22 protein-coding genes are annotated in these 24,685 nt (G+C 70.9%); 8 read left to right on the top strand and 14 right to left on the bottom strand.

What is annotated here, in order from left to right:
• Positions 1-9 precede the first annotated feature (9 nt).
• Positions 10-3,837, bottom strand: coding sequence for a hypothetical protein (locus tag ACWEFL_RS20185; RefSeq protein WP_451714317.1), 3,828 nt, complete (start codon positions 3,835-3,837; stop codon positions 10-12).
• A gap of 202 nt (positions 3,838-4,039) precedes the next feature.
• Between ACWEFL_RS20185 and ACWEFL_RS20180 the strand changes: the two genes are divergently transcribed.
• Complete coding sequence (locus tag ACWEFL_RS20180; RefSeq protein WP_451714315.1) at positions 4,040-4,231, top strand: hypothetical protein; 192 nt, start codon at positions 4,040-4,042, stop codon at positions 4,229-4,231.
• 255 nt (positions 4,232-4,486) lie between these two features.
• Here ACWEFL_RS20180 and ACWEFL_RS20175 read toward each other — a convergent pair whose 3' ends face one another.
• The 7 genes from ACWEFL_RS20175 to ACWEFL_RS20145 all read right to left on the bottom strand — a co-directional run bounded on the left by ACWEFL_RS20175 (position 4,487) and on the right by ACWEFL_RS20145 (position 12,589).
• Entirely contained in the window at positions 4,487-5,209 is a 723-nt protein-coding gene (locus tag ACWEFL_RS20175; protein ID WP_451714314.1) for a type I-E CRISPR-associated protein Cas6/Cse3/CasE, read from the bottom strand.
• Entirely contained in the window at positions 5,206-6,054 is an 849-nt protein-coding gene (gene cas5e, locus ACWEFL_RS20170) for a type I-E CRISPR-associated protein Cas5/CasD (protein WP_451714311.1), read from the bottom strand. The genes ACWEFL_RS20175 and cas5e overlap by 4 nt, the downstream gene beginning before the upstream one ends.
• Positions 6,051-7,409 carry a type I-E CRISPR-associated protein Cas7/Cse4/CasC gene (locus tag ACWEFL_RS20165; RefSeq protein ID WP_451714308.1) on the bottom strand — a complete coding sequence of 453 codons (1,359 nt, stop codon included), beginning with the start codon at positions 7,407-7,409 and terminating at the stop codon, positions 6,051-6,053. The genes cas5e and ACWEFL_RS20165 overlap by 4 nt, the downstream gene beginning before the upstream one ends.
• The gene (casB, locus tag ACWEFL_RS20160; protein ID WP_451714306.1) at positions 7,406-7,990 is read right to left on the bottom strand and encodes a type I-E CRISPR-associated protein Cse2/CasB; all 585 of its coding nucleotides are present in this window, start codon (positions 7,988-7,990) and stop codon (positions 7,406-7,408) included. Before casB ends, ACWEFL_RS20165 begins: the two co-directional genes overlap by 4 nt.
• The gene (locus ACWEFL_RS20155; protein WP_451714304.1) at positions 7,987-9,600 is read right to left on the bottom strand and encodes a type I-E CRISPR-associated protein Cse1/CasA; all 1,614 of its coding nucleotides are present in this window, start codon (positions 9,598-9,600) and stop codon (positions 7,987-7,989) included. Before ACWEFL_RS20155 ends, casB begins: the two co-directional genes overlap by 4 nt.
• 463 nt (positions 9,601-10,063) lie before the next feature.
• Positions 10,064-11,722, bottom strand: coding sequence for a hypothetical protein (locus ACWEFL_RS20150; protein ID WP_451714301.1), 1,659 nt, complete (start codon positions 11,720-11,722; stop codon positions 10,064-10,066).
• Positions 11,723-12,205: 483 nt separating this feature from the next.
• The gene (locus tag ACWEFL_RS20145; RefSeq protein WP_451714299.1) at positions 12,206-12,589 is read right to left on the bottom strand and encodes a DUF6223 family protein; all 384 of its coding nucleotides are present in this window, start codon (positions 12,587-12,589) and stop codon (positions 12,206-12,208) included.
• 222 nt (positions 12,590-12,811) lie between these two features.
• On the opposite strand from ACWEFL_RS20145, the gene ACWEFL_RS20140 reads away from it, so the two are divergent.
• Both ACWEFL_RS20140 and ACWEFL_RS20135 read left to right on the top strand, forming a co-directional pair.
• Complete coding sequence (locus ACWEFL_RS20140) at positions 12,812-13,963, top strand: sensor histidine kinase (protein WP_451714296.1); 1,152 nt, start codon at positions 12,812-12,814, stop codon at positions 13,961-13,963.
• A complete protein-coding gene (locus ACWEFL_RS20135) occupies positions 13,960-14,622 on the top strand; it encodes a response regulator (RefSeq protein ID WP_451714293.1) in 663 nt (220 codons plus the stop codon). The genes ACWEFL_RS20140 and ACWEFL_RS20135 overlap by 4 nt, the downstream gene beginning before the upstream one ends.
• Before the next feature lie 72 nt (positions 14,623-14,694).
• Here ACWEFL_RS20135 and ACWEFL_RS20130 read toward each other — a convergent pair whose 3' ends face one another.
• The 3 genes from ACWEFL_RS20130 to ACWEFL_RS20120 are packed head-to-tail and all read right to left on the bottom strand — an operon-like array spanning position 14,695 to position 17,413.
• Positions 14,695-15,204 (bottom strand): GerMN domain-containing protein, encoded by a 510-nt coding sequence (locus ACWEFL_RS20130; protein WP_451714291.1) that lies wholly within the window; start codon positions 15,202-15,204, stop codon positions 14,695-14,697.
• A gap of 5 nt (positions 15,205-15,209) precedes the next feature.
• A complete protein-coding gene (locus ACWEFL_RS20125; protein ID WP_451714533.1) occupies positions 15,210-16,709 on the bottom strand; it encodes an ATP-binding protein in 1,500 nt (499 codons plus the stop codon).
• Between the two features lie 5 nt (positions 16,710-16,714).
• The gene (locus tag ACWEFL_RS20120) at positions 16,715-17,413 is read right to left on the bottom strand and encodes a response regulator transcription factor (protein WP_451714289.1); all 699 of its coding nucleotides are present in this window, start codon (positions 17,411-17,413) and stop codon (positions 16,715-16,717) included.
• A 132-nt stretch (positions 17,414-17,545) separates the two neighbouring features.
• Between ACWEFL_RS20120 and ACWEFL_RS20115 the strand changes: the two genes are divergently transcribed.
• The 5 genes from ACWEFL_RS20115 (at position 17,546) to ACWEFL_RS20095 (ending at position 21,995) form a co-directional block, all read left to right on the top strand.
• On the top strand, positions 17,546-18,172 hold the full coding sequence (locus ACWEFL_RS20115) for a hypothetical protein (RefSeq protein ID WP_451714286.1): 627 nt from the start codon (positions 17,546-17,548) through the stop codon (positions 18,170-18,172).
• A complete protein-coding gene (locus ACWEFL_RS20110; RefSeq protein WP_451714283.1) occupies positions 18,169-19,248 on the top strand; it encodes a peptidoglycan-binding protein in 1,080 nt (359 codons plus the stop codon). Before ACWEFL_RS20115 ends, ACWEFL_RS20110 begins: the two co-directional genes overlap by 4 nt.
• A complete protein-coding gene (locus ACWEFL_RS20105; protein WP_451714281.1) occupies positions 19,245-19,991 on the top strand; it encodes an ABC transporter ATP-binding protein in 747 nt (248 codons plus the stop codon). Before ACWEFL_RS20110 ends, ACWEFL_RS20105 begins: the two co-directional genes overlap by 4 nt.
• Positions 19,988-21,199, top strand: coding sequence for an ABC transporter permease (locus ACWEFL_RS20100; protein ID WP_451714278.1), 1,212 nt, complete (start codon positions 19,988-19,990; stop codon positions 21,197-21,199). Before ACWEFL_RS20105 ends, ACWEFL_RS20100 begins: the two co-directional genes overlap by 4 nt.
• A gap of 175 nt (positions 21,200-21,374) precedes the next feature.
• Positions 21,375-21,995, top strand: a complete 621-nt coding sequence (locus tag ACWEFL_RS20095; protein ID WP_451714276.1) for an L-threonylcarbamoyladenylate synthase — start codon at positions 21,375-21,377, stop codon at positions 21,993-21,995.
• Positions 21,996-22,164: 169 nt separating this feature from the next.
• Here the strand turns inward: ACWEFL_RS20095 and ACWEFL_RS20090 are convergent, their stop codons facing one another.
• From ACWEFL_RS20090 to ACWEFL_RS20080, 3 genes are read right to left on the bottom strand one after another with little or no spacing between them, the layout of a single operon-like run.
• Positions 22,165-23,061, bottom strand: a complete 897-nt coding sequence (locus ACWEFL_RS20090; RefSeq protein WP_451714273.1) for an ABC transporter permease — start codon at positions 23,059-23,061, stop codon at positions 22,165-22,167.
• Positions 23,061-24,116, bottom strand: coding sequence for an ATP-binding cassette domain-containing protein (locus ACWEFL_RS20085; RefSeq protein WP_451714270.1), 1,056 nt, complete (start codon positions 24,114-24,116; stop codon positions 23,061-23,063). Before ACWEFL_RS20085 ends, ACWEFL_RS20090 begins: the two co-directional genes overlap by 1 nt.
• Positions 24,113-24,607, bottom strand: coding sequence for a hypothetical protein (locus tag ACWEFL_RS20080; RefSeq protein ID WP_451714267.1), 495 nt, complete (start codon positions 24,605-24,607; stop codon positions 24,113-24,115). The genes ACWEFL_RS20085 and ACWEFL_RS20080 overlap by 4 nt, the downstream gene beginning before the upstream one ends.
• Positions 24,608-24,685 lie beyond the last annotated feature (78 nt).

Genomic DNA, 24,685 nt, shown 5'->3' with positions numbered 1-24,685 from the left:
GGGTTGTGTTCACCGGGCGTGGGGGCTTCGTGGTGTGTGCAGGTGGGTCAAGGTGATGTCGTGGATGGCGGTGATGGTTTCGGGGGCGAGGTGGGCCAGGGCGGGGATCGTGTGATGCCAGCCGCTGGTGGTCAGGGCGTGGTGGAGGGTGTGGGCGGCGGTCTGTTGGGCGGGGGGTGTGGCCGGGGTTGTCTTCAGGGCCAGGTATCGGATGGTGCTGGTGAAGGGGTCTGATCCGGTCGGGGCGGGGATGGGGCAGGGCCGGCAGGGGAGGCGGGCGAGGTGGGAGCCCATCGCGGTCAGTGCTGCTGCTCTGCGATGCGGGGCGGCGGGCAGTGTGGCTACTCGGCGGGCGGTGGTGGTGTCATGCAGGGCCGTGTGGAGTACGGCCAGTGCGGCGGTGGGGGAGTGTTCGGTTCCGCGGTTGGCCATGTCCCTCGTCAGCCAGTCCATTTGACGGCTGGGTTCTTCGCCGTCGCCGATGCGCAAGAAGGCCAGTACGAGGACGTCTTCGGGCTGCCAGGACTGCGGGCTGCTCCGCGCGGCCTGCTCACGCGCTTGCTCCATGGCCGTGTTGAAGAACCGTCGCTGTTCGGGGGGCAGGTGCGTGGTGGCGGGGAGGAGTTGTGCCAGTGAGGTCAGCAGTCCTTGGCTTCGGATCGTGTTCCGGGCGGCGTCCAGACGCTGGAGCAGGGGAAGGACCAGTTCGCCGGCTGCTTCGGGGGCGAGGGCGGTCAGTTCTGCGGCGACAGCGATGCGCGCCGCCCGGTCTGCCCGTCGCCAGGCGGCCCGCCCGCCGGCGCTGTTCGGATGCCAAGGCTGCCCGATGAGGTCGACAGCGGACTCCACCTCACCCGCACATGCCAGCGCCTGTGCGGCATAGGGCCGGCTCCTGCCGGAGGCAGCGCTGGATGTGGCCGCACGGGATGCTTCCTGTGCGTGGTGGCGTGCTGCGGCCGGTTGGCGACAGTCCGCATAGGCCAGGGCCACGGCGGCGTGTATGCGTACCCGGTCCGCCGGGTGCTCTGCCGAATGGAGCAGCGGCCCGGGATCTGCGGCTGCGTCGGCACGGATGAGTGCGCCCGCGAGGTCGGGCAGCCACAGAGGGCCGCGGCCCTTGCCGGGGCCGGCCGCGGGCAGCAGGGCCAGTGCCTGCTCCAGATGGTGCTCTGCCTCGTTGACGGCACCGTGGCCGGCCAGCTGGAAGGCTTGGTCGGCGAGCCCGGCGGCCTCGGTGAAGGACCGATCCTCGTCCTCGCCGGAGGCGGGTTGTCCCGGCTGGTCTGCCGGCTCCGGGGGAAGGGCGCGCCGCCCGAACTCCAGTACGCGGGTGGCTGTTTCCGGTGGCGTTCCGACATCGGTGAGGGCCTGGGAAAGCACGGTGAGCGTGTGCTGGAAGCCGAATTCGACATGAAAGGCGTCCGCCGCCGAAAGCCGCCCGGCATCCGTATGCAGCACGTGCTCGAGATAGCGGCATGCCGCGGCCACGAGCTGCTCGGCCCGCACCGGCCGGGACTGCGCCACGAACGAGGCGGCGGCCGCGACCACGGACACCTTCTCCAGTGCGGGCGCGTCCTGCCACAGCCCCGTCACATGCTCCAGGACGAGGTCGTGGAGACGGTCGGCACGGTCAGGGGCGCAGGACGCCACCGCCTGCCAGAGCTGAACCGCACCGGCCACGCCGGCACCTTCGGCAGGGTCTTCGCCTGCGAGCACCTCGGCCTGCTCTTCCAGTTCGTCCAGAAGCCCTGCCGCGTCCTGCGGATGCTCCGGTGCCAACAGACAGGCGGCCAGCACCCATGCCTCGTTGCGGGCCGTACCCGTGCCGCGCGTGGAACGGAGCAGATCAAGACCGTCCTCATACTGGTCCTGGAGGTCGCGGCCCCGGCCCGGCAAAGCGGGCGTCCCGGGAACGGGCCGGGCATACGTGCCTGCGGCCTGCCGACCGAACGCGGTGGTATCCCAGGCATCAGGTGAGTTTGGCCCCTGGGCCGTCTTCAACAGGGCGAGGGCTGCCTGTGCTGCCGCACCCTCGGCCTCGTCGGCGGCGTAGCCGAGTCGGTCCGCCTCCCGCAGCGCCGCACGCGCCCACTTTCCCGCCTCGCGGGCCGTGGTGGCGGCCTCCTTGCCGCCCATGGTCTGCAACACACCTGCCACGTCGGCCAGGTTCAGCGCCTTGTCGACGGTGCGCCCTGACGCTGCCGCCAGGGCACGGGCCCGTCCCGTATCGCCGAGCCGTGCGATGGTCCGCGCGACGGAGCCGGGCAGCGGCCGTACGTGGGCCAGCAGCATCTCCCGGGAAGCGGCGGCCGCCGCGGCCTGGCCCAGTGGTGGTGAGTGGTCCGGATGAAGCGGAGCGATCAAGCGGAGGTGGGCAAGAGCGACGTCGGCTCCTGAGCATTCGGCGAGGCGGCGCTGATACCGAGGGTTGAGGACCAGGGCCGTGAGCCGCTCGATGTCCGGGGCCTCGTGCAGAAGACGGATGTAGCCGGTCAGGAGGTAGTTCGGGGTGTCCTCGGGCCAGCCTCCTTCCTGGTACTGCCGGGCCCAGCGGTGCAGATCATCGGCGCGTTCGGCGAGGAAGGGCTTCCCCAGCTCCTTACCCGCGGTCTCGTGGAGTACGTCGTGGGCCAGTACGAAAGTCTGTCGGCCGGCTTCCGCCTCCGCTTCGATCCGTACGTCCAAGGGAAGGAGATCGGTGCGGGTGGGCACCAGAGAACGGCTGACCACGGTGCGGAGCTTGTCCTGTACGTCGTACGGCGTGATGCCGAGCAACTCGCCCAGGTCCGCTCCGGTGAGGGCACCTCGCGCGGAGACGAGCAGCCCCAGAAGCCGTCGGCCGACGTCGCGATCGGCGAGCAGGGCGCGCAACTCCGCCACGGCCATGTCCCGGATGACCCGTGCCGCGGGAGAGGGGGTGAGCTGCCGGACGATGCGAGGGTTCCGCAGGGGATGGTCCGGCGCCAGTTTCACCGGAACACGAGGGTGGGGGCGTCCGGTGACGATGACACGCATGCCGTGCGGGGGAGACTTCGGCAGCAGCCCGGCGACGCCCGTACCGTCCAGGCCGACATCCGCGTCCTCGTCGAGCCCGTCGACGATCAGCACCAGGCGCCGACGGCGCTCCGCGCACCCACGAGCCGCCGCTTCGTACAACGGCTCGAGGGTCGGCCGCTTCCGGTCCACCGTCGGGCGGCGCCTGTTCCCCGCCGCGCTGGCCAACTGCTCCCCGACCGCTTGTACGAAACCGTCACGGCGGTCGGTGCCCAGGCGTCCCGCGATGACGTAATGCGCGACATCCACCCCGGCGGGCAGTGCCTGGGTGGCGAACCAGGCCACCAGAGCGGTCTTCCCCGCCCAGGGGCCCGCCTGCCACCACAGGTAGGCGGGCGCGCCGCCGGGAGCCGTGACGAATGCCTTCAGCTCGGCCACTTCCTCCTCCCGATCTTCGAGATCACCGGGAAGGACATCCAGGAGGGCCTGGGACGGCCCGCTCAGCAGACGTCCCCGGGACGTCGCGTGAACGCGGGAGCCACGGCCGCCCTGTCCGCTCTTGCTGACGTCCTGCGCTGCTTTCAGCCAACGGCCCCAGGTGCCTTCAGCCGTCCTGCGGTGACCCGGTGAACGTCGCGCCGCACGGTCCTCCAGGAAGGGGATCAGCACCTGCGTGACGTAGTCGACGTGCCTCGGCTGCCGCGGGGGCGCCTTGCCGAACCAGTCACCGAGATTCGACTTGGGCACCTGGTAGCCGTTCTGCTCGGCGAGGTACACCAGGCGTCCGTACCCCAACTCCTGATGACCGCCGGCGGCTTCGTACAGCGCCTTCAACTTGTTCATGAAGGTCGGCGCCTGTCCGGTACCGCTTCGTCCGCTGTCCGCGGAAGACTTCTCCGGACACATCTTCATTCCCCTCCTGGCCTGCGGATACAACGCCGTTCCGCCCGTGCGGACATCGCCGGACACTGCCCGGAAGGCGGATACCTAGGGGACCGCGCCCGGCGGAGAAGACCATCGGGCGACAACCCCGAGGGGGACCCGCATGTCCGTTCTGATGACTGTCCTGGAGTCCGTGTTCCAGGAGGCCGCCACCCTTTCCGCCGCCACCGGCCTCGCCTACATCGGGGCCGTCGTCACGGTGGCGGCCGCCTCCGTCCTCTTCCGCAGCCCGCAGCGCCGGCGCGACGCCCGGGCGACGCTGACGATCCTGATGCGCCGCGGTGGGAAGCGGTGATGCCCGCGATCTGGTCCCGGCGGGGTTCCAGGGCGTACTCTCGGCCCCTGCTGGAGGATTCCCGCATATGCGGAGATGGCCCCCGTTAGGAGCAGCTCCTCTTGGCTCCCGCGTGTGCGGGGATGTCTTTCACTCACGCCACTCACCCGAACCAGCAGATGTTCCTTACGACAAGGGCGACGCGTCGTCGCCCACCGCTTTGTGTACGGGGCCGGTTTCGTTCCGGCCCCCTGGCGCTTCTCGCGGGGCTTCCGCTCAGCGGGTGAGGATCAGTCCGCAGCTGTAGGCGCGCGCGTGGCCGAGGCCGTTCGACAGGACTTCCACGAGGGTTTCCGGGTCGGTGGCGGTGAGGGAGCCGCGGATCTCGGCTCGTCCGATACGGACCGGCTTGGCGCGGTGGGCGCTGGACACCGTCGGCAGCATACGGATTCCCAGGGTGGCGGAATCGGCGGTCGCGCCGATGCGGGCGACGCCGTCTTCGGCGTTCGCCGGCTCTCCGTCGGCTTGGAGGCGGCGTACGAACCACCGTTTCACGTGTTCCGGTGTGGTGTGGGCGGTGCGGATGCCACGGGCCTTCTCCGAGGCGGGTTTGCCCGACAGCCTGCTGCGGGTCGGATTGACGACTGTGCGGAAGCCGAAGATCTCGCCCGCCTTGAAGGTGCGGTCGACGGTGATGATGTGCGGGGCCGTGGTGAACGCCTCGCGTGGTATACGGGTCCAGTCACCCGGGACCCTGGACTGCACGACCAGGACGAGGGCTCCCGCTTTCAGGTCCACCGACCATGTCGACAGGACACCCATCTGGGCACGTGCCTGCGCGGTGCCGTCCTCGACCCAGCCACGGAAGCCGCTCATGACCGTGCGGTGCATCTCCTGGGCGTCGACCAAGGACTTGGCCACCAGAGGGTGGCGGGGGTTCAACGAGAGGACGGAGTGAGTGGCGACGAAGCGGGCCGTCGAGGCCCGTGTGCTGTTCACGGGATGATGTCCCATCCGGTTGCGGTCGGTGCGATGGTGATGCGTGTACGGGTCTCCCAGCGTGTGACGTGAGCCCGGCGGGCCGGATCGAAGCTGACCGGCTGGTCGTTGACCCGCACCGCACCGCGAGTGTCCGGCCGTGCCTGGATCCACGCCCAAGGGCGCCGGCCCGAGGTGTCGGGTCCGTCCGGGCCGGGGAGCAGGAGTTTGCCGGCGAATGCGGTGGCGATCGTGCCGGGCAGGATCCCCCCGGTCAGGGTGCCGGAGGGCGGGCAGGACTTCCGGCCGAGCCACAGCAGCCGCTTCGGGTGCTCCAGGGCGTGGGAGATTTCCTCCAGCAGCGTCCGGTCCCGGTGCTCGAGTCCGACGACGAATGCCGCGTCCGACAGGTACCAGCGTTCGGTGATCATCGCCGTGCGCGACAGTTCGGCCGAGACAAGAGTCCCGGAGACGGGATCGGCCGTGATCTTCTTCGGCGCCCCGTACCAGCCGGCCAGCTCGTGGTGTCCAAAACCCTGACCGTCGGCCGCTTCCATGCTCGCGGCGACGGCCGCGGCACGCCGGTGGTCGGTGATGATGTCCCGTGGTCGCAGCGGGAACCGGCCGGCGCCGACCGTGTGGTAGTCGCGCACCGGGGTGCCCGGGTGGTCGGCGCGGACACCGAAGGCGAGCGCGGCCAGGTCGTCCACGAGGTCGGTTCGCTCCCGGCCGAGGGCTGCGGCGCACAGGCCGATGACTGCCGACTTGGTGGGGCGGACGTGGGTGTCGCGGTGCGAGAACCGGGATGCCACTCCCCAGGACTGCAAGGGGGCGGCGAGCCGCACGAGCAGAACGTGCGTGTTCACGCCGTCAGCTCCTCGGCCGAGGTCACGACCAGGGTGCCGGTGTCCTCGAGGGTGCTGAGAAGTTCGTCGATCCGCGGGTCGTAGGTGAGGACGCGTCCGGCCTGGATGTCGGGCCGGCGCTGGCTGACGAACGCGTGGTGCTTCAGCAGCCGCTTGACCGCGGCCGGACCGGCAGGGCCCTCGCCGTCCTTGTCCACGGGGTTCTCGTCGATGGGGGCCTGGAAGGCGGCCGCGTAGTTGTACGGGCGCTCGCCCTCGAAGGCGAGGACCAGGGCAGGCAGCGAGCCGGTGGAGGCGGTCGAGTTCTTCTTCGCTGCGGGGAAGGCGTCGACGAAGCTGGTGACGAACTCGGCCTCGGCCGCGACGGACGCCTCCTCGGCCTCCTGAGCGGTCATCCCGGCCGCCCGGAGGTTCCTGCGCAGCTGCATGCGGTCGAGGACCGCATGCCGATAGAACGTGCCGGTGATCAGGGACTGGTAACCGGTCATGCCGGCTCCGGCGTCGTCCGCCGCGTCGAGGAAGTCCAGCGCGTTCTTCTTGCGGTCGAGCTTCGCGTCGTCGGCCGCGGCGTAGAAGTCGTCGACCTGCTCCGCCTCGTGCACGGTGAAGGCGTGGCTGCTCTGGACGGCGCCCTCGACGTTCGGGGAGTCCGCGATCTCGGCGAGGAAACGTCCGTACAGGGCGATGTCGATGGCGTCGCGCGGGGCGAGCGCGGTGAGGACCGCCGCGCGGATCGCGCCCGGCACTGCGGGCAGCTTGGCATCGGCTGCCGTGGTCTCGGCGCCCTCGCTCGTGTTCGGCTCTTCCTGCCCGGCGCTCTTGCGGGTGCCCTTCTTCCCCTTGACCGCGGCCGCCGCGGTCTGCGCCGTGAGGTACTCCTCGGTCCAGGCCCTGACCGTCTCGGCCTGCTCGTCGATTTGGGCGGCGATGCGTGTGCCCGCGTCCGCGGGGGCGAACAGCAGCACCTTGGTCAGGTTGGCGACGGTCTTCTTGGCGGGGTCCCCGAACTTCAAACCGGTGGCCTCGATGACGGCGCGTGCGGTGCGGACGGCCTCGTCGGCTTCCCAGCCGTGCTCGGAGGTGAGGGCGCGAGCGGTGATCAGCGCCCACTCACGAGTCCGGACACCGGTGCGATGGCCGGCCAGAGCGCCGAGGCCCGCGTTGGCCCGGTTCCGGGTGTGGACACGCTCAGCCCTGCGCCGCGCCTGACTGGTGATCATATGGCGTTCGGTGCCGCCGTAGACGATCGACTTGGGCGCTCCGTTCTCGTCACGCACGGGCAGGACGGCCACCAGCGTCTCCAGGAGGTGCAGGGAGAGGAACTGGCTGCCGGTGGACGAGGCGTTGCCGGTCATGCGATGGAGTCCTTCTGAAGGGAGGCGGCGGCAGTGGAGGGAGCGGGCCGGACGGCGGAGGTGCGGGCGGGAGGCATGTGGAAGGCCACACCCCACTCGTACGGAACACGGGCTCTGCGGTCGTGCCATCGGGTCAGGTCGTCGACGAGCCGTGCCCAGGACGGCGGCTGCCGGTCACAGGCTCGCAGGCGTGCGACGGCGTGCTGCAGATGCCGCCAGGGGATCCGGCGGCTGGACACGATGCGGTCGACCAGGCGGGCTGCGCCCGGGTCGTCCGGGCCGCGTCCGGTTCCGCCGCCGATACGGCGGGCTGCTTCGCCGAGGCTGCCGTACCCGCACGTGGGCGCCGACCGTCCTTGGTGATAGACCGCGAACAGGAAGGCGACCTGGCCGTAGACCTCACGCTGGGCCTCGGTGGGGCTGTACCACAGGGCCCGGAAGTGGGGCTCCCGATGGATCCGGGGACGTCGGAGCTCGGCGAGGCTCGCGTAGTCGTGGTTGTGGACGAGGCTGGCGAGCCAGGCTGTGAGTGCGGTACCGCTCTCACTGACATCGGGGTCCGCGCCGGTATGGGTGGTCATGAGGTCTCCCCTCGGAGTTCGGCCGGGGCCTTAGCCGAGTCCCGCTCCTCGTCGTACTTCCTCAGCGCGGCGGCCCGGGCCTTCGCCCCTTGTGAGTTCCTGGGCAGCGGGTCGAGGCATTCGGCGAGGAACCTGCGAGCGGCGGTGGCGACGGTGATCGCGTACTCGTGCAGGGAGGCATGGACGTCCTCGCCCAGGGTGGTTTCCTCCATCAGCAGGTCGAACGGCTCCCGCGTCGCTGCCCAGTGCTGGCCACGGACGTCGAAGCGTGCGATCTGGGCGTTCTTGTCGTTCGGCTTGGGGTTCGGGTACACCACGGTCCAGGCCGTGTACGCCGCCTTGTACAGGGCGGCTGCCACGAACTCGGCGATCTCCGAACCGCGGTAGGAAGCCAGGTACAACCTGGCCTCCAGGCCGGGGGCGAACGGGAAGGTACCGTCGACCCATGCGATGGCCGTGGTCTGCTTGGCCACGAGCCCGACCGTCCACAGGTCGATGCGCCGCGCGGGCTGCTGACCGGGCTCGGGAGCGACGTCCTCGGCCGGGAAGAGCGCGAGCCTCCTGTACAGGGTGTTCCCGTCATTGACGCCCGCCTCCGAACGCGCCTCGTCCACGGCTGCGTAGAGGGCATGAGCCTGCCGCCAGACGGCCCGAGTCGCCGAAGCCCACAGCGGCTTGCTGGTGCCATCGGCTCTCTTGGCGTATACGGCGTCCTGCAGATGCTCATCGGTCAGCGCGAGCAGTTCCCCCGCACCGAGCAGCACCCGGTCCACGTGATCTCCCGCGCGGGTCGGACTGAGCAGGATCGACCGACCGAGACAACTGTGCAGATCGGCTGGACCGGCGACCGGGCGGCCGTTCGGTTTGGTCGTGAACCCCCGCCGCTTCTGACCGACGGTCCAAGTGCGGTTCAGCTCTCCCGCCGGCCCGGGAACGGGAGCCAGGTTGAGGCGCAGCGTCTCTCCGAGGCTGTTCCCGAGCGCGATCACCCGGATCCGGGTACTGAGACGGGTGGCGGCGAGATTGGTGATGGTGGCACCGAGGGTCTCCTTGCCGGAGATCCTGGCACGCCCGGCCGGACTGTACACATGTTGGGTGAGCATGGCGCGGAACGCCTGGGCGACGGGGAGCGGACTGGGGTGCTCCAAGTGGTGGTGGTCGAAAAACTGGTTGTAGTCCCCGACCCGCTCGATCACCAGTTGCGCCGGCCCCGCCCCGTGTTTGTCGAGAAACGGAGCAAGCAGGGCGTTCTGCCCCAAGGGCTCCACGGGATGAAACAGATCCCAGACCTCGTCCTCCGGGCGCTGGGCGAGCCACTTCGCAGCAGGCCGAAGCGCGCCCTTCTGATCCACCCAAGCAGGCCACTGCGCAGCCGACTTCGCATACGTACCGGAGGCATAGCAGATGGCCAGCAGGAACTCGATGACGGCGACCTTCTCGCCCGGCGTGCCGCCTTCCACACTCCGCACATCATCGGCATCGTGAAGCAGCTCCACCACACTCAGATCGACAAGCCGGTCATCCAGGGTCAGTACCGGGATGCAGGGGGCCTCCCGGGGGTCCCACCGGGGCCGTACGCCCCCGTCACGTAATGCATGTGATTCAGCCACGCTCTACCGTTTCTCAGATGCTCTTAACGGTTACCCACTTGAACGGGACAGGACGCTAGCAGCCCGAAACCTCTGAAACGGCGGGTTTGGCGAATCTCCAAAGAGCCTGCAAAAAGTGCCGGTTGAAGGGAAACCCGCCACACACAGCGGAGGCGCTGGAGGGCGCCGGGGCCGCGATCGACGCCCTGGGCGGCAGCTTCACGATGAACTACGCGACGGTGGCGGTCACCAGTCCCAGCCGTGGGACGGCACCGCATCCGTCGGCGAGTCCAGGTGTATCGCACCGGGAGATTGTGGACGGGGGATGGAGGTCTCGACCGGGCCGGAGCGGTGGCGGGGCCCGGCCGTCCGACCCGGCTCGGAATGGACGCGACTGGACCCGGGACGGCTGAAACCGCGGATCCTGTCGGCCGCCCGCCACCGTTGCTTCCCCGTGCCCCGGCTCCGGCCTACGGCGAGGTCGCTACTGGCCGAATCCCGCCGTCACCGTGCTCATGGGATAGCTGTACACCTCCCGCTTGCACGGTCCGCAGACGCTCGGCGCGTGCTCGCTCACCGACCACAGCTCCGGCGGGATGCCGTTGCCCCGCCCATGGGCCAGATACAGGTCCTCGGGCCCGATGGAGGACTCCAGCGCGACCGGATGCGGCACGAGCACGCCCCCGGACACCGTCGCTTTGAGCAGGCGGCCCTTGCTGTGCGCGTTGCTGCGGTGGAAGTACCAGGCGCCCTCGTACCGCACCGCGCCCTGGATCTTGTGCCACAACGGCTCGGTGCCGAGGACCGGTCCGCTCGGCAGCACATACGCGGAGTCCGCGTCGGCGATGGTCCCAACCGCCCCCTCGACGGCCGCCGCCACCGAGGCCATCGGATAGGTGCCGATACGTCCCGGACTGTTGCCGCCGTTGTCGGTGTTGCAGTACTCGCCGATGCTCAGATGGTCGGTACCGGTCCTGTCGAGGGCGACGAACGAGACCTTGGGCCGCCCGGTCGTGTAGCACCGGTTGCCGGAGGTCCCGCTCGGCGGGGTCGCGGTGAGGTGGAGCGTCGCCACCTGCGGCATGACGTACCGGTAGCCGTAGCTGTACCAGACGTTGTTCTGGCGGCCCACCCGCCGGGTGTCCAGCACATTGCTGACCAGGCCGTCCGGGGTCCGGTCGTGGACGTTCGGGTTCTGGTCGTGGTCGAGGTCGAGGATGTGCCGCATGTCGAAGACCCGGAGGCCGTTGGAGGTGTCGGCGACGTACAGATAGTTGCCGTACCAGGTCATACCTCCGGCGTGGATGCCGTCCTGGGCCCGGCACTCCGGCGACTGCACACCGGGCGGGCAGCTCGCCTCCTTGGCGTGGAGGGCGTCGAAGGAGGCGTGCCCGTGGGAGTTCTCGTACGGCCAGACCAGCAGCACATGCCGGTACCGGCCGGTCTGCTGGTTGATGAAGCTGACGCGCACCCCCTTCTCGTTGCAGGCTTCGGGGGTGACGAGGAGTTGGCAGTTGTCGTCCGGGTGGTACTCGGCACGGCCGGGGTTCTCGGCGTCGTACGAGGCCACGGCCACGGGATCGGCGGGGGAGTTGCCCCAGTTCTCGTCCTCCTGGGCGTCGGACACGCCGGTGATCGCCTGCGGGATCCACTCCGTGGACGTGGCGTCGTCGTCGGTCCAGCAGGCTCGCCGGTTCGGTGTCAGAACCGGCCCGTAGAGGGCGGAGCCGTTTCCGCAGCTCGTGTTCCACTGCGCCTGCCGGTCGGCCTGGCCCATCAGGGCGGTGAGTCCCTGTGTGTGAAGGCCCAGGGTCAAAAGGCTCACCAGATTGCCGAGGTTGGCGCCGGAACGGAGCTGGAAGTCCTCGGGCCGTCCGGCGGAGGTAGTCGCGGTGCCCGGCGAGTCCCCGTGGGCGGCGTCCGGCCCGGTGCCCCGGGCGAGGTCGTCCTGTTCTCCGGCGGGCGTGTCGGCCATGCCGTCGCCGGAGCGGACGTCATCGGCGGTGTACGCGGCACCGGTCGCACGCGTCGGCTCCGGACCTGACGCGGCGGCCAGGGAAGGCGGCACGAGTACGGAGACGAGTGCGGAGGTCAGAAGGGCGGCGCGCCAGGCAGTGCGGGCACCGCGTAAGCCTATGTGCATCAGGAGTTCCTTTCATCGATGGCGGGATCACGCCGGGGCCGGATCTCGATGCCGGGCCCCAGATGAACCACCATGCACTTGAGTCACTTTGGTCCCGTGGCCCCTACCCCCTTCGGCCTCTCCCACAGTCCTGCCAGGTCGTTACCGGCCACGGTTGGTCCAGGAATGGCACGTCTCGGGTCTCCCCGCCGCGCCCAGGGCATCGCTGTCCCACCGCCCGGTCTGCTGCCCATGGCCGGACCCGATGCCCCACATCGTGCCGTGCCGGGACCGGATCGTCCTTGACGATGCGTGCGCAGTACATGTCGATGCGTGCACGGACCAGAAGAGGTCTCTGGGAGCGCCGCACAGGCGGGGAGCACCACCCCGGCGGACGGCGCGTGACGCGCGCCGCGTCTCGGAGGGCTCACGGCCGGTCTCCTCCGGAACGCCCCGGCACGGCCGTTGGCCGAGGCGGCTGCCCATGTCCGGCACGAACCCCCTTCAGTCGGTGCGGCGTGAGCGGGCCAGGGCCAGCCCGGTGAGAAGGGCCCCGAGCAGACCGAGCAGCAGCGCGACGAGTGCCCCACCCAGACCGTTGCCCGTGCCCAGACCGCCGTCGGCGGTGATCACGACCAGCGCGCCGACGGTCATGGCGATGACTGCTGCCGCCAGGGCCGCGGCGGTTCCACCCCGCCCGGGGCCGCTGGTGGTACGGCCGGTGGAGCGGGACAGCGACAACCCGCCGACGACCACGGCGGCCAGCCCGAGCAGTGCGGCCACGGCGGCCCCGATCCGGCCGGGACCCATGTCGGTGGCAGCGGCGGCGTACGGCTCGACCACGAGGTGTGCGGCCATCGGTGCCGCGAGCACGGATCGGACCAGCATGAGAGGGGCTCCTCTTCCTTCGGCGACTGGACGTGGGTCCGATCCTTTCGGCCGGACCCACCACCAGTCGTCCGGCGGGCGCGGTCAGTTCGTACCGCCGCCGGTGCCGCAGTCCGGTACCGCGAACGGTGTGGGGGCGCGGGGAAGTACCGCGGGCGCGGTAGCCGGACGATCATCCACGGGCGGGATTCCCCCGCGCGGGCGACTGACTAGGGTGCGCACATGGGCAGGGGGCGAATCGGCGTCGGGGCCGGTGTCAGGGACGGGGCGGTCGCCGTCGGAGTGACGGCGGTCCTCCTGGTCACCGCGGTGTCCGGACAGCACTCCACGACGGGCCGCGATCTGCTCGGTTACGTGCTCCTGACGGCGGGCGGCCTGGCACTGGTCGCGCGCCGCCGCGCTCCGGTCCCCGTCCTGGTCGTCACCGGACTGTGCACGGTGGGGTACCGGGCCGTCGGTCTCGAAGTGTCCGCCGTCGCGTACCTGTTCGCGGTGTACGCGGCTGTACGCGCCGGCCACCGCACGGTCACCGTGCTGGCGAGCGTGACGGTGCTGGCCGCCCTCCCTCTCGCGGCCCTGGCCTCGGGTCCGTACGACACGGGTGAGGCGTTCGCGCGGGCCCGGAGTGCCCTGGAGCTGGGCTGGTTGGTCGCGGCGGGCGCCGCGGGAGAGGCCCTGCGGCAGGCCGAGCGCCGCGCCGAGGAGGCCGAACGCACCCGTGAGGAGATCGCGCGGCACCGCGTCGACGAGGAACGCCTGCGTATCGCACGGGAACTGCACGACTCGCTCACCCACCAGATCTCGATCATCAAGGTCCAGGCCGAGGTCGTCGTCCACGTGGCCCGCAGACGTGGCGAACCGGTGCCGGACGCCCTGCTGGCCATCCAGGAGGCCGGACGGGAGGCGACTCGGGAACTGCGCGCGACCTTGGAGGCGCTGCGTGACGACGACACGGCCCCGCCGCGCGGACTCGGCCACGTACCGGAGTTGGTGGAACGGGCCCGCGCCGTCGGTCTGGACACGACACTGACGATCGCGAAGGATCCGCACGACACTCCCGTGCCCGCGGCGGTGGACCGGACCGTCTACCGGATCGTCCAGGAGTCGCTGACCAATGTCGCCCGGCACGCGGATGCTTCCGCCGCGTCGGTCCGGATCGGATACCGTCCGGACACCCTCGTCGTACGCGTCGAGGACGATGGCCGGGCCACACGGGGAACCGCGCCGGTGCTCGGCATCGGGCTGCTCGGGATGCGCGAGCGCGTCACCGCCCTCGGCGGACGGCTCCGCGTCGGACCGAGCGACGGAGGCGGCTTCACCGTCGAGGCCGAACTTCCCCTCGTCCCCGACTTCCCCGTGGAGCCGACGCCGTGATCCGTGTCCTGCTCGTGGACGACCAGCCGCTCCTGCGCAGCGGGTTCCGCGCGCTCCTCGACCTCGAAGACGATATGGAGGTGGTGGCCGAGGCCGCCGACGGCGAAGAGGGCCTGGCACTGGCCGGGGAGCACCGCCCCGACGTCGCTCTGGTCGATATCCGCATGCCGGGCACGGACGGCATCGAGACGACCCGGCGCATCGCCGCCGACCCGGACCTGGCCGGGGTGCATGTGGTCATCCTGACCAACTACGGCTTCGACGAGTACGTCTTCGACGCGCTGCGCGCGGGCGCGGCCGGTTTCCTCGTCAAGGACATCCAGCCCGAGGACTTCCTGCACGCCGTCAGAGTCGCCGCGCGGGGCGACGCCCTGCTCGCGCCGTCGATCACCCGCAGGCTGATCGACCGGTACGTCAGCCGTCCGCTCGACACCGGCTCCGCCACGGCGCTGGGGGAGCTGACCCACCGCGAGCGGGAGGCCGTCACCCTGGTCGCGCGGGGTCTGTCCAACGATCGGATCGCCGAGCAGATGGTGATCAGTCCCATGACCGCGAAGACCCACGTCAACCGTGCCATGAGCAAACTCCGCGCCCGTGACCGCGCCCAACTCGTGATCCTCGCCTACGAGTCCGGCCTGGTCAGCCCGAGCACCCCCTGACGTTCCCCTCATCTGCGTTTGCCCTGCTCGTGATGACCGCCGGGGTGTTTCGGTCGCCCGGCGCGTCCGGGGTCATCTGCGGAGGAACTGGGAGCAGCGATAGGGCCCGAGCGGCGGGCCGAGGCCGTCGAGGGTCACCTGCACGCTGTCCGGCTGGCTGTCCGGGTGCAGGGCGGCCTGGGCGCGGGCCAGGGTGCAGACCCACTGGCCGTTCGCGGGGCTGTCGTGGGCCTCGGAGAAGTACGTGTCCGGCGAGCTGAGCGTGATCCGGTCGCCCGATCCGGTCACCTCGTAGATGCCGGACGGCTGGACGAGGTTGGTCAGTCCGCGTTCCTGTTCGGCCTGCGTGGGTTGCGCGATGAGGAGTTTGACGACGTCTTTGAGGTGGCTGATCCGCAGGTCGGGGCGGGAGACGCCCTCGAGCCGCGCGTCGCGGACGAAGTAGACGCGCGGAGCCGTTGCCAGGCCGTTCGCCGGGGCTCCGGCGTCCAGCACTCCGGTGGGCGGGACGCCGCAGCCCGCGAGGGCCAGCGTGAGGGCGGCGGCCGGGACCGTTCGGCGTATCGCTGGGATGGTGCGCATGGCTTTCACGGGCGGCTCCCCCTGACCGTGCCGGGGAGGCGCAGGGTGAACAGCGCTCCGCCTCCGGGCCGGTTCGCGGCCTCGATGGTTCCGCCGTGCAGCCGGGCGTTCTCCAGCGCGATGGACATGCCGAGGCCGCTGCCCTCGGAGCGGGAACGGGCCGTGTCGGCCTTGTAGAAACGGTCGAAGACATGGCCGATGACCTCGGGCGGCAGTCCGGGGCCGTGGTCCGAGACCTCCAGCACCACACCGTCGGCGTCCGGGGTGAGCGTGACCGTGACGGGCGGGGCTCCGTGGCGTACTGCGTTGCCGACGAGGTTCGCCACGATGACGTCGACGCGGCGACGGTCGACCGCTGCCCGCACGGTCTCGGGGGCGTGCAGCCTCACCGTCTCCGACCAGCCGCGCAGAGCCAGGGTCGAACGGACCGTCGCGACCAGGTCGACCTCGGTGGAGATCAGCCGGGCGGCCTTGGCGTCGAAGCGTGACATCTCCATCAGATCGTCGACGAGCCGGGAGAGCCGGGCCGTCTCCGCGCCGACCCCGCGTGCCGCGCGGGCGGCGTCCGGTGGGAGGTGGCCGGCGTCCTCGTCGAGCACGGTGGTCATCATCGTCATCGCGGCCAGGGGGGTGCGCAGTTCGTGGGAGACGTCGGCGGCGAAGCGGCGGGCCTTCTCCTCCTGTTCGCGCAGTTCGCCGACGGAGGTCTGCAGGGCGTCGGCGGTGGTGTTGAAATCCTGTGCCAGGTCGGCGAGTTCGTCGCGGCCGCGGGTGGTGACGCGGGTGGTGAGCGCCCCGGTGGCCAGCGCCCGGGTGGCCCGGCCCAGTTCGCGTACGGGACGCAGTACGGTCCGGGCGGCGAGCAGTGCCAGCAGCGCGGCGAGAACCAGCACGGGGATGACCCCGTTCCGTACGGTGTCCAGCAGGCTCCCGATCTCCTGCTGCTCGGTCCGCAGCGAGGCGACGGCGAAGACGTCGAGGCCGGAGTCGCGACCGTTGTCGAAGGCGACGGGGGTGCCGGCCACCAGATACGGCTCGCCGCGGTGCTCGACCCGTTGGAGGCGGGTCCGGTCGCCGGTGCGTACGGCCGAGCCCAGTTCGGGGGTGATGAGGGACGCGGCCGTGCGCGGGCCGGAGACGGCGGTCAGCTTCTGATAGCGGGCCACGACCGAGGGATCGCCGCTGAGCCCGTCGGAGACATCGCCCGCGAGGGCGGTGAGCGACCGCTGGTCGGGCGGTATGTCGAACTCGGGCGCCAGGGATTCCACCTGTTCGCGGAGGTCGGCGGCGAAGGCGTCCTGGGCGCTGCGGAGAACGGCGTTGCGGTACTCGCGATAGGCGAGTCCGGTGGCCGTCACGGCGCTGACCAGCGCGATCAGGACGAAGGCGACGAGAAGACGGGTCCGCAGCCCCCCGAGCAGCCGGGCCGGGACGCGCCGCGCCCGCCCGGCGGCGGGGCCCGCGCGGCGAGGACCGCGACCGCGCTTGTCCGTACCGTGTTCCACGTCGCTCACAGCGGTCCGAAGCGGTAGCCGAAGCCCCGGACCGTCTGGATGTACCGGGGCCTGGCGGGTACGTCCTCGATCTTGGCGCGGAGCCGTCCGACGGCCGCGTCCACCAGCCGCGAGTCTCCGCGGAAGTCGTGTTCCCAGACGGACGCGAGGAGCTGCTCGCGGCTGAAGACCCGGCAGGGCGAGGCCGACAGCTCCAGGAGCAGCCGCAGCTCGGTCGGCGGCAGGGCGAGGGACGTCCCGTATTTGGTGATCGTGAGCCCGGCCCGGTCGATGCCGAGGCCGGCGTGGTCCTCGCGGGGCCCCGGTCCGTGGCGGTGCGCGGGCTCCGCCCGTCGAAGCGCCGCCCTGATCCGGGCCTCCAGCACGGGCGCGGTGACCGGCTTGACGACGTAGTCGTCCGCGCCGGCCTCCAGCCCGGTGACGATGTCGTCGTCGTCACCCCGTGCGGTGAGCATGATCACCGGCAGGGCGGCCGACCGGCGCCGGATCCCGCGGCAGACCTCGAAGCCGTCCATACCGGGCAGCATCAGGTCCAGGACGGCGAGTTCGATCTGCCGGCCCGCGGGTGCGGCGAGCAGGCCGAGCGCCTCCTCACCGGTCGCGGCGGCGGTCACCTCGTACCCGTGACGGCGTAGGACGAGTTCCATCGCGTCCCGTACGGAGGCGTCGTCCTCGATGAGCAGAACATGCGGCATGCGGTCGATTATGCGTGCCGTTCACCCGGCCCGGAGCCCGCCCGACCAGCGGAATCGCCGTCCGGGCCGATTGTTACGCCCTCATCATGTAGCCACCATGTGCCCACCATGCGGCAGCCCGAGATTGGTCGCATGAGTCCGAAGAACCCGCGCCTGACGGCGCTTGTCATCCTCCCCGTCCTCGCGTTCGCCGTCGCCTGCGGCGGGGGCGGGGGCGGCGGTGTGAAGGCGGAGGACGAGATCGCCTCCGTACCGGACGCCCCCGCCACCGCGTCCCGTGAACCCTCGAAGGACGCCGGCGGCTCCGCGAAGGCGGGCAAGAGCGCCTTCTACGACGCTCAGCTGGAGTACGTCCGGTGCATGCGCACCAAGGCCGGCCTCAAGGACTTCCCCGACCCCAAGCTGAGCGGCCATCTCGACTGGCAGGCGATCGAGGCGATCCCCGACCCGGACGGCAAGGGCGAGAAGTTCAAGGGCGGAAAGGACAAGGTCTGCGCGCCCGAGTTCCTCGCAGCCACGAAGCTGGAGCCGAAGCGCGATCAGCAGAAGGACTACGAGTCGATGCTCGCGCACGCCCAGTGCATGCGCGACAACGGTGTCTCCCGCTTCACCAACCCGGTAATGTCCGGTGGCAACGCGATTCCGGGCGGCGACCCGAATCCGGCGAACCCGTCCATCGACCCTCGATCGCCCGCGTACCAGCAGGCCCGCCAGGCGTGCAAGACCCATCTCCTCGACGGCCTGGACGGTATGCAGTGAGACGGAGGACCACGCTCGTCACCGTCGGGGCGCTGGCCGCCGCCGCGGCCGTGACCGCCGGCGCGACCGGCGCCCTCGGTGGATGGGGCGACGGCGCCGGCACCGGCAGCGGCGACCGGGGCGACCGTCCGCCGCCCACGACCGCCGCCATCGTCCGTACCGACCTCGTACAGTCCAAGACGGTCGACGGCACCATCGGCTTCACCGAACGCCGTCCGGTGAAGTCCGCGGTCGAGGGCACGGTCACCGTGGCCGCCGTGGAGGGCCGGACGGTCTCCAGAGGCGAGCCGCTGTACGAGTTCGACGACAAGCCCGTCACCCTGCTCTACGGGCCCGTGCCGATGTTCCGCGAGATGAAGACCGGCGACCGGGGCAGCGATGTGCTCCAACTGGAGCGAAATCTGCGCGACCTGGGCTATGGGGCCGGGCTGTACGTCGACGTCCGTTACGACGAGTCCACCGAGGCCGCGGTGAAGCGTTGGCAGAAGTCCCTGAACCGGGACACCACCGGAAGGGTGGGCCGGGGCGAGGTCGTCTTCCAGCGAGGACCGGTCCGGGTCGTCTCCGCGGACGCGGCGCTCGCCGACGGGGTCGGCCCCGGCGAACCGGTGCTCACGGTCGCCTCCACCCGGCGGGTCGTCCTCGCCGCCCTCGACCAGGGCGACGTCCCGCTCACCGCCGAAGGCACCAGGGCCGAGGTGACCCTGCCGGGCGGAAAGACCGTGTCCGGCAAGGTCTCCGGCACGGTCCGACCGGAGAAGTCCGACGGCGGCGGCGAGGGGAACGGCATCACGGCCGAGGTGACCCTCGACAGCGCAACCGACGTCTCCGCGGCGGATGCCCGGGCGACCGTGAGCGTCACCTTCGTCAGCGAACGCCGGGAGAACGTCCTCGCGGTGCCGGTCGAAGCGGTCGTCGCCCTGCGCGGGGAGAACGGCGGCTACGGCCTCCAGATCGTCGAGGGCGGCGCCTCCAGGATGGTGCGCGTCGAGGTGGGCATGACCGCGGACGGGCGGATCGAGGTCAGGGGACCCGGACTGCGGGAGGGACTGAAAGTGGGGGTGGCGAAAGCGTGAACGCCTCCCGTGCGGTCATCGAACTGCGCGACGCCGCCAAGTCGTACGCCGACGGGGTACACGCCCTGCGCGGTGTGGATCTGGTCGTGGACCAGGGCGAACTCGTCGCGATCACCGGCCCGTCCGGATCGGGCAAGTCCACCCTCCTCCAACTCGTCGGCACCCTCGACAGACCCACCTCGGGCACCGTGCTGGTGGCCGGCCACGATGTGAGCGCGCTGAGCGACGCCCGGCTCTCCGCCCTGCGCGCACACCACATCGGCTTCGTCTTCCAGCACTTCCATCTCGTGGCGGGACACAGCGCCGTCGACAATGTTGCGGACGGTCTGCTCTACGCCTCCGTACCGCTCAGGGAACGGCGTGCCCGCGCCCGCACCGCGCTGGAGCGCGTCGGTCTCGGCCACCGCCTCTCCCATCTCCCCGGCGAACTCTCCGGCGGCGAGAAACAGCGCGTCGCCATCGCCCGCGCGCTCGTCGGCGAGCCCCGGATCATCCTCGCCGACGAGCCGACGGGCGCCCTCGACACCGCCTCCGGCGAGATCGTGATGAGCCTCCTGCGGGAGCTGAACGCCACGGGCACGACGATCTGCGTCATCACGCACGACAACGAGATCGCCGACTCGCTGCCGCGCCGCGTCCGTCTGAGGGACGGCGGGATCGTCTCCGACCTCCGTACGGCCGGCTCCCCGTCCGCGAACCTCCCGGCAGCCGACCCCCGGTGTGCGAAGGGGACGACACCATGAGCGCTCCGACCCACAGCGGCAGCACCCTCGCACCCGGCCGTCTCTCACCGGTGGACGTCCTCCGGCTGGGAGCGGTCGGCCTGCGGGCCCGCCGCGCCCGCGCCGTGCTGTCCGCCCTGGGCATCGCGATCGGCATCGCCACGATGGTCACGGTCGTCGGCCTCTCCGAGTCCAGCCGCGCCGACCTGATGGACCGCCTCGACCGGCTCGGCACGAACCTCCTCACCGCCGAGGCGGGCGAGGACGCACAGGGCCGGCCCGTCAGACTGCCCAAGTCCGCCGTGGCGATGGTGGAACGCATCGGCCCGGTCGAGCACGCCACCGCGACGGCGAACGTCGACGCCAGGATCCGCCGCAGCGACGTGGTCCCCGAGGAACGGACGGCCGGTGTCACCACTCAGGCGGCCCGGCCGGACCTGCTCGCCGCCCTCAAGGCCGAGGTCGACCGGGGCGTCTGGCTGAACCCCGCCAACGAACGCCTGCCGGTCACGGTCCTCGGCGCGGTCGCGGCGAGTCGTCTGGGCGTCACCGCCCCCGGCGAGACGATCATGATGGACGACAAACGGTTCGTGGTCGTGGGCATCCTCTCGCCGATCGACCTGGTCCCCACCCTGGACCGGGTCGCGATGATCGGCTTCCCGGCCGCCGAACGCCACCTGGGTTTCGACGGACACCCCACCACCGTCTTCGAGCGCTCCTCCGACGCCTCGGTGGAGGACGTACGGGCCGTCCTCGCCCGGAGCGTCAGCCCCGGCGACGAGGGCTCCGTGAAGGTCTCCCGCCCCTCCGACGCCCTCGCGGCCAAGGCCACCACCGACGAGGGCCTCACCACGCTGATGCTCTCCCTGAGCGCGGTGGCCCTTCTGGTCGGTGGCGTGGGCATCGCCAACACCATGGTGATCTCCGTCCTGGAACGCCGCCAGGAGATCGGCCTGCGCCGCGCACTGGGCGCGACGCGGAACGCGATCCGGCTCCAGTTCCTCACCGAGTCCCTGCTGCTCTCCGCCCTCGGCGGAGCGGCCGGAGCGGTGCTGGGTGGTGCGGCGACCTTCGCCCTCGCCCAGGCCCAGGGCTGGCGGACGGTCATTCCGCTCTGGTCCGTGCAGGCCGGCCTGGGCGCGACGCTGCTCATCGGTGTGGTCGCCGGACTCTATCCGGCGGTACGCGCCTCCCGGCTCCACCCGACGGTGGCGCTCAACGGCGGCTGATCACCGACGGGAAGGCCCCGGCCGAGACGTGTCCGCACCGGACCGGGGCCCGGTGCCGCGCCGCCCGGCGCGTGGCCGTTCCCCGGCGCGTGGCCGTTCCCCGTCACGGGTCTCCGAGGCCGGAACCGGCCGGAACCGGCCGGGGCGCGGCTCAAACAGGCCCTAGACTCGGCGAATGGCAAGGTACTTCGACGTGCACCCCGAGAACCCCCAGCGGCGCGTGATCAGCAATGTGGCCGACAGCATCCGGTCCGGCGCGCTCGTCGCGTATCCCACGGACTCCTGTTACGCGCTGGGGTGTCAGCTGGGCAGCCGTGACGGCATCGGCCGGATCCGGTCGATCCGGAACCTCGACGATCGCCATCACTTCACCCTCGTGTGCCAGAACTTCGCGCAGCTGGGGCAGTTCGTCCATATCGACAACGATGTGTTCCGCGCGATCAAGGCCGCGACGCCGGGCAGCTACACCTTCATCCTGCCCGCGACGAAGGAGGTGCCGCGGCAGTTGCTGCACCCGAAGAAGAAGACCGTCGGAGTCCGCATCCCCGACCACGCCGTGGTCCAGGCCCTCCTCGCCGAACTCGGTGAGCCGCTGCTCTCCAGCACCCTGCTGCTGCCCGACGAGAGCGAGCCGATGACCCAGGGCTGGGAGATCAAGGAACGGCTCGACCATGTGGTGGACGTCGTGGTCGACTCGGGCGACTGCGGCACCGAGCCGACCACGGTCATCGACTTCTCCGGCGGCGACCTCGAAATCCTGCGCCGGGGAGCCGGAGACACCGCGCGGTTCGAGTAACCGCGCGGTGTCTCCGCGACGGCAACCGCACGTCGGGCACGGGCGGTCCGCCAGAACGGGCGGTCCGCCGGCACGTGCGGGTTCTCGGGCGTGGGCGGGTCCCGGCCCGCGGTGACGCGTTCCGGCCGGGGCGCCGGTCCGCCGAGCCCCGCGACCCGGCCGTGGCCTCTCAGGACAGTACGCGGCGGCGGAAATTGCGCAGGCCCAGACCGAGGAAGAGGGCGCAGAACGCCAGGAGCACCGGGTAGACGGCGTACAGCGACATATGCGACAGGTCGGTGAACCCGGCGCGCATGCCTTCGCTGATGTAGATCAGCGGATTGACGAGGACCAGCACCTGGAGCCAGGGGAATCCTCCGATGTGCACCGGGGACAGCGCGGTCCACTGGTAGTAGGTGCCCCCGAGGAAGACGAGCGGCAGTATCACGAACCCGAACATGACGCCGATGTTCCTCGGCTCGAAGGTGGTGCCCAGAAGCAGCCCGAGAGAGGTCATGGCGAGGCACGCCAGCGGAATCAGCGTGAGCACGATCCACCAGTGGACATGGAGGTTCGGGTGCACGCCCGGCGCGTGGACGACGGCCGCGATCGGCAGGACGATGAGCGCCGAGATCAGCCCCTGGACGGCGCCGGAGAGCACTCTGGCCACCGCGACGAGCCAGATGGGGCAGGGGGCCTGGACCCGGTCCTCGATCTCCCTGGTGTAGCCGAACTCCTGGGACATCTGGATGGCGACCGACTGGATGCCCTGGAACATGATGGCGATGGACACCACACCGGGCACCAGGACGGTCGCGAAGGCCGATTCGCCCCTCGCTCCGCCCCCGGAGCCGACGCCCTGCCCGATGACGGGGAAGACGTAGAGGAAGACGAACACGAGCAGGAACGGCTGCATGACCGTCCGCCCGGCGAACTCGCCGAAGTTCTTCCTCAGTACGGCCAGATCCCGCCGGATGAGGGCGGCCAGCGCGGAACGGCTCGCGGCGGCGGCGGACCGCCGCGGCACCACATCGATCCGGCGCCGGGGCGGAGCGTCGAGCGGTGAGGACAGATCCGGTGCGGACATCACTCCCTCAGCTCCTTTCCGGTGAGGCTGATGAACACCGTCTCCAGGGTGCTCTCGGCGAGGGAGAGATCGACCAGGTCAAAGCCACCGGCCTCGGCGCTCGCCACCACCCGTGACAGCAGCCGGTCGACTCCCATGACGTGCAGTTCGACGCCGCTGTCGATGAGGCGGGTGCGGACGACGCCCGGTACGTCGCGCCGCAGCACGGCGGCCAGCTCATCCGGCGGGCCGTGCGAGACGACCGTGACCGTGGTGTCCGCCCCCAGGCTCCGTTTGAGTCCGGGGGGAGTGTCGAGCGCCAGGATCCGGCCGTGATCGATGATCGCCACCCGGTCGCAGAGACGGTCCGCCTCCTCCATGTTGTGCGTGGTGAGGAGGATGGTCTGGCCGTCGGCGATCAGCTGGTCCAGCGCTTCCCACAGGGCGAGCCTGCCCTGCGGGTCCAGGCCCGCGGTCGGCTCGTCCAGGAAGAGCACGGCGGGGCGGTGGAAGACCGCCCGCGCGAGCATCAGGCGCTGCGCCATTCCGCCGGAGAGGGCGTAGACCGATGACGTACGCCAACGCGAGAGGCGGAACTCGTCGAGGAGTTCGTCGGCCGTCCGGCACGACTGACGGCGGGGGATGCCGAACAGGAGCCCGTGGAAGTAGAGGTTCTCCCACACGTTCAGGGAGCGGTCCAGGGTGTTCTGCTGGGTGACGACGGCGATGATCTGTTTGGCCGTGGCCGGATCGTCGATCACGTCGATGCCGCCGATATGGGCGGAGCCCGACGTGGGCACCACACGGCCGGTCAGCATGCCGATCGTGGTGGTCTTGCCCGCGCCGTTGGGGCCCAGCAGGCCGAAGATCTCCCCCCGCCGTACCCGCAGGTCCACCCCGTCGACCGCCGCGAAGTCCGTGTCCGCGTACACCTTCGTCAGCCCGACGGTGCGGATGACGGTCTCGGCGTCCGGCTCGGGCCCGCTCTCGGCGACGGCCGACTCGGCCCGGCTCTCGGCGACGTGGGCGTGGAGGGCGCGGTCGGGCAGGTGGCCACCGGCGCCGGGGAACGTCATCGCTCGCCTCGCCGGATCCAGTGGGCCCGGCGCTGGTACCGGGCGACCGGCGGTGTGACGGGCGGGGGAGCGGAGGGGCGGGGGGCACCGCCTTCGGGGCTTTCCCCGGGGCTGTCCTCGGTACCGCCGGCGGGCTCGCCCGCCGGACCCGCCGAAGGGTCCCGCTCGGGGTGGGGCCGGGGCGCCGGGGGCGCGTCGGCGGGCGGGTGGAGCCCCTCCGCCGAGTAGACCGTCGTCGCGATGCAGTCCACGAGCTGCTCTTCGGTGAAGCTCTCGGAGCCGGGTACATGGGGGACGAAGCCGATGAGCACGCCTTCGTCGACGATCTCCGCGTCGAGCCCCGCCGCCCCGTCGACGTCCCAGAGCGCCTCGATCCCCTGGTCGAGGACGACACGGACTCCGAATTCGTAGACGCCCGCCTCGATGACGTGAGCCATCACCCTGCGGGCCTGCAGCGCCGTCACCAGCCGGCCGGCACGTTCCGCGTCCATACCGCGCGCACCTCCTTCGTACGGGGGCCTTCCGGGGCGAGGCCCGCCGGATGAGGCCGGTGACCGCCCTGGCGGACG

This window comes from Streptomyces sp. NPDC004838 (genome assembly GCF_053600955.1).
This window is presented reverse-complemented; position numbering and strand designations above follow the sequence as displayed.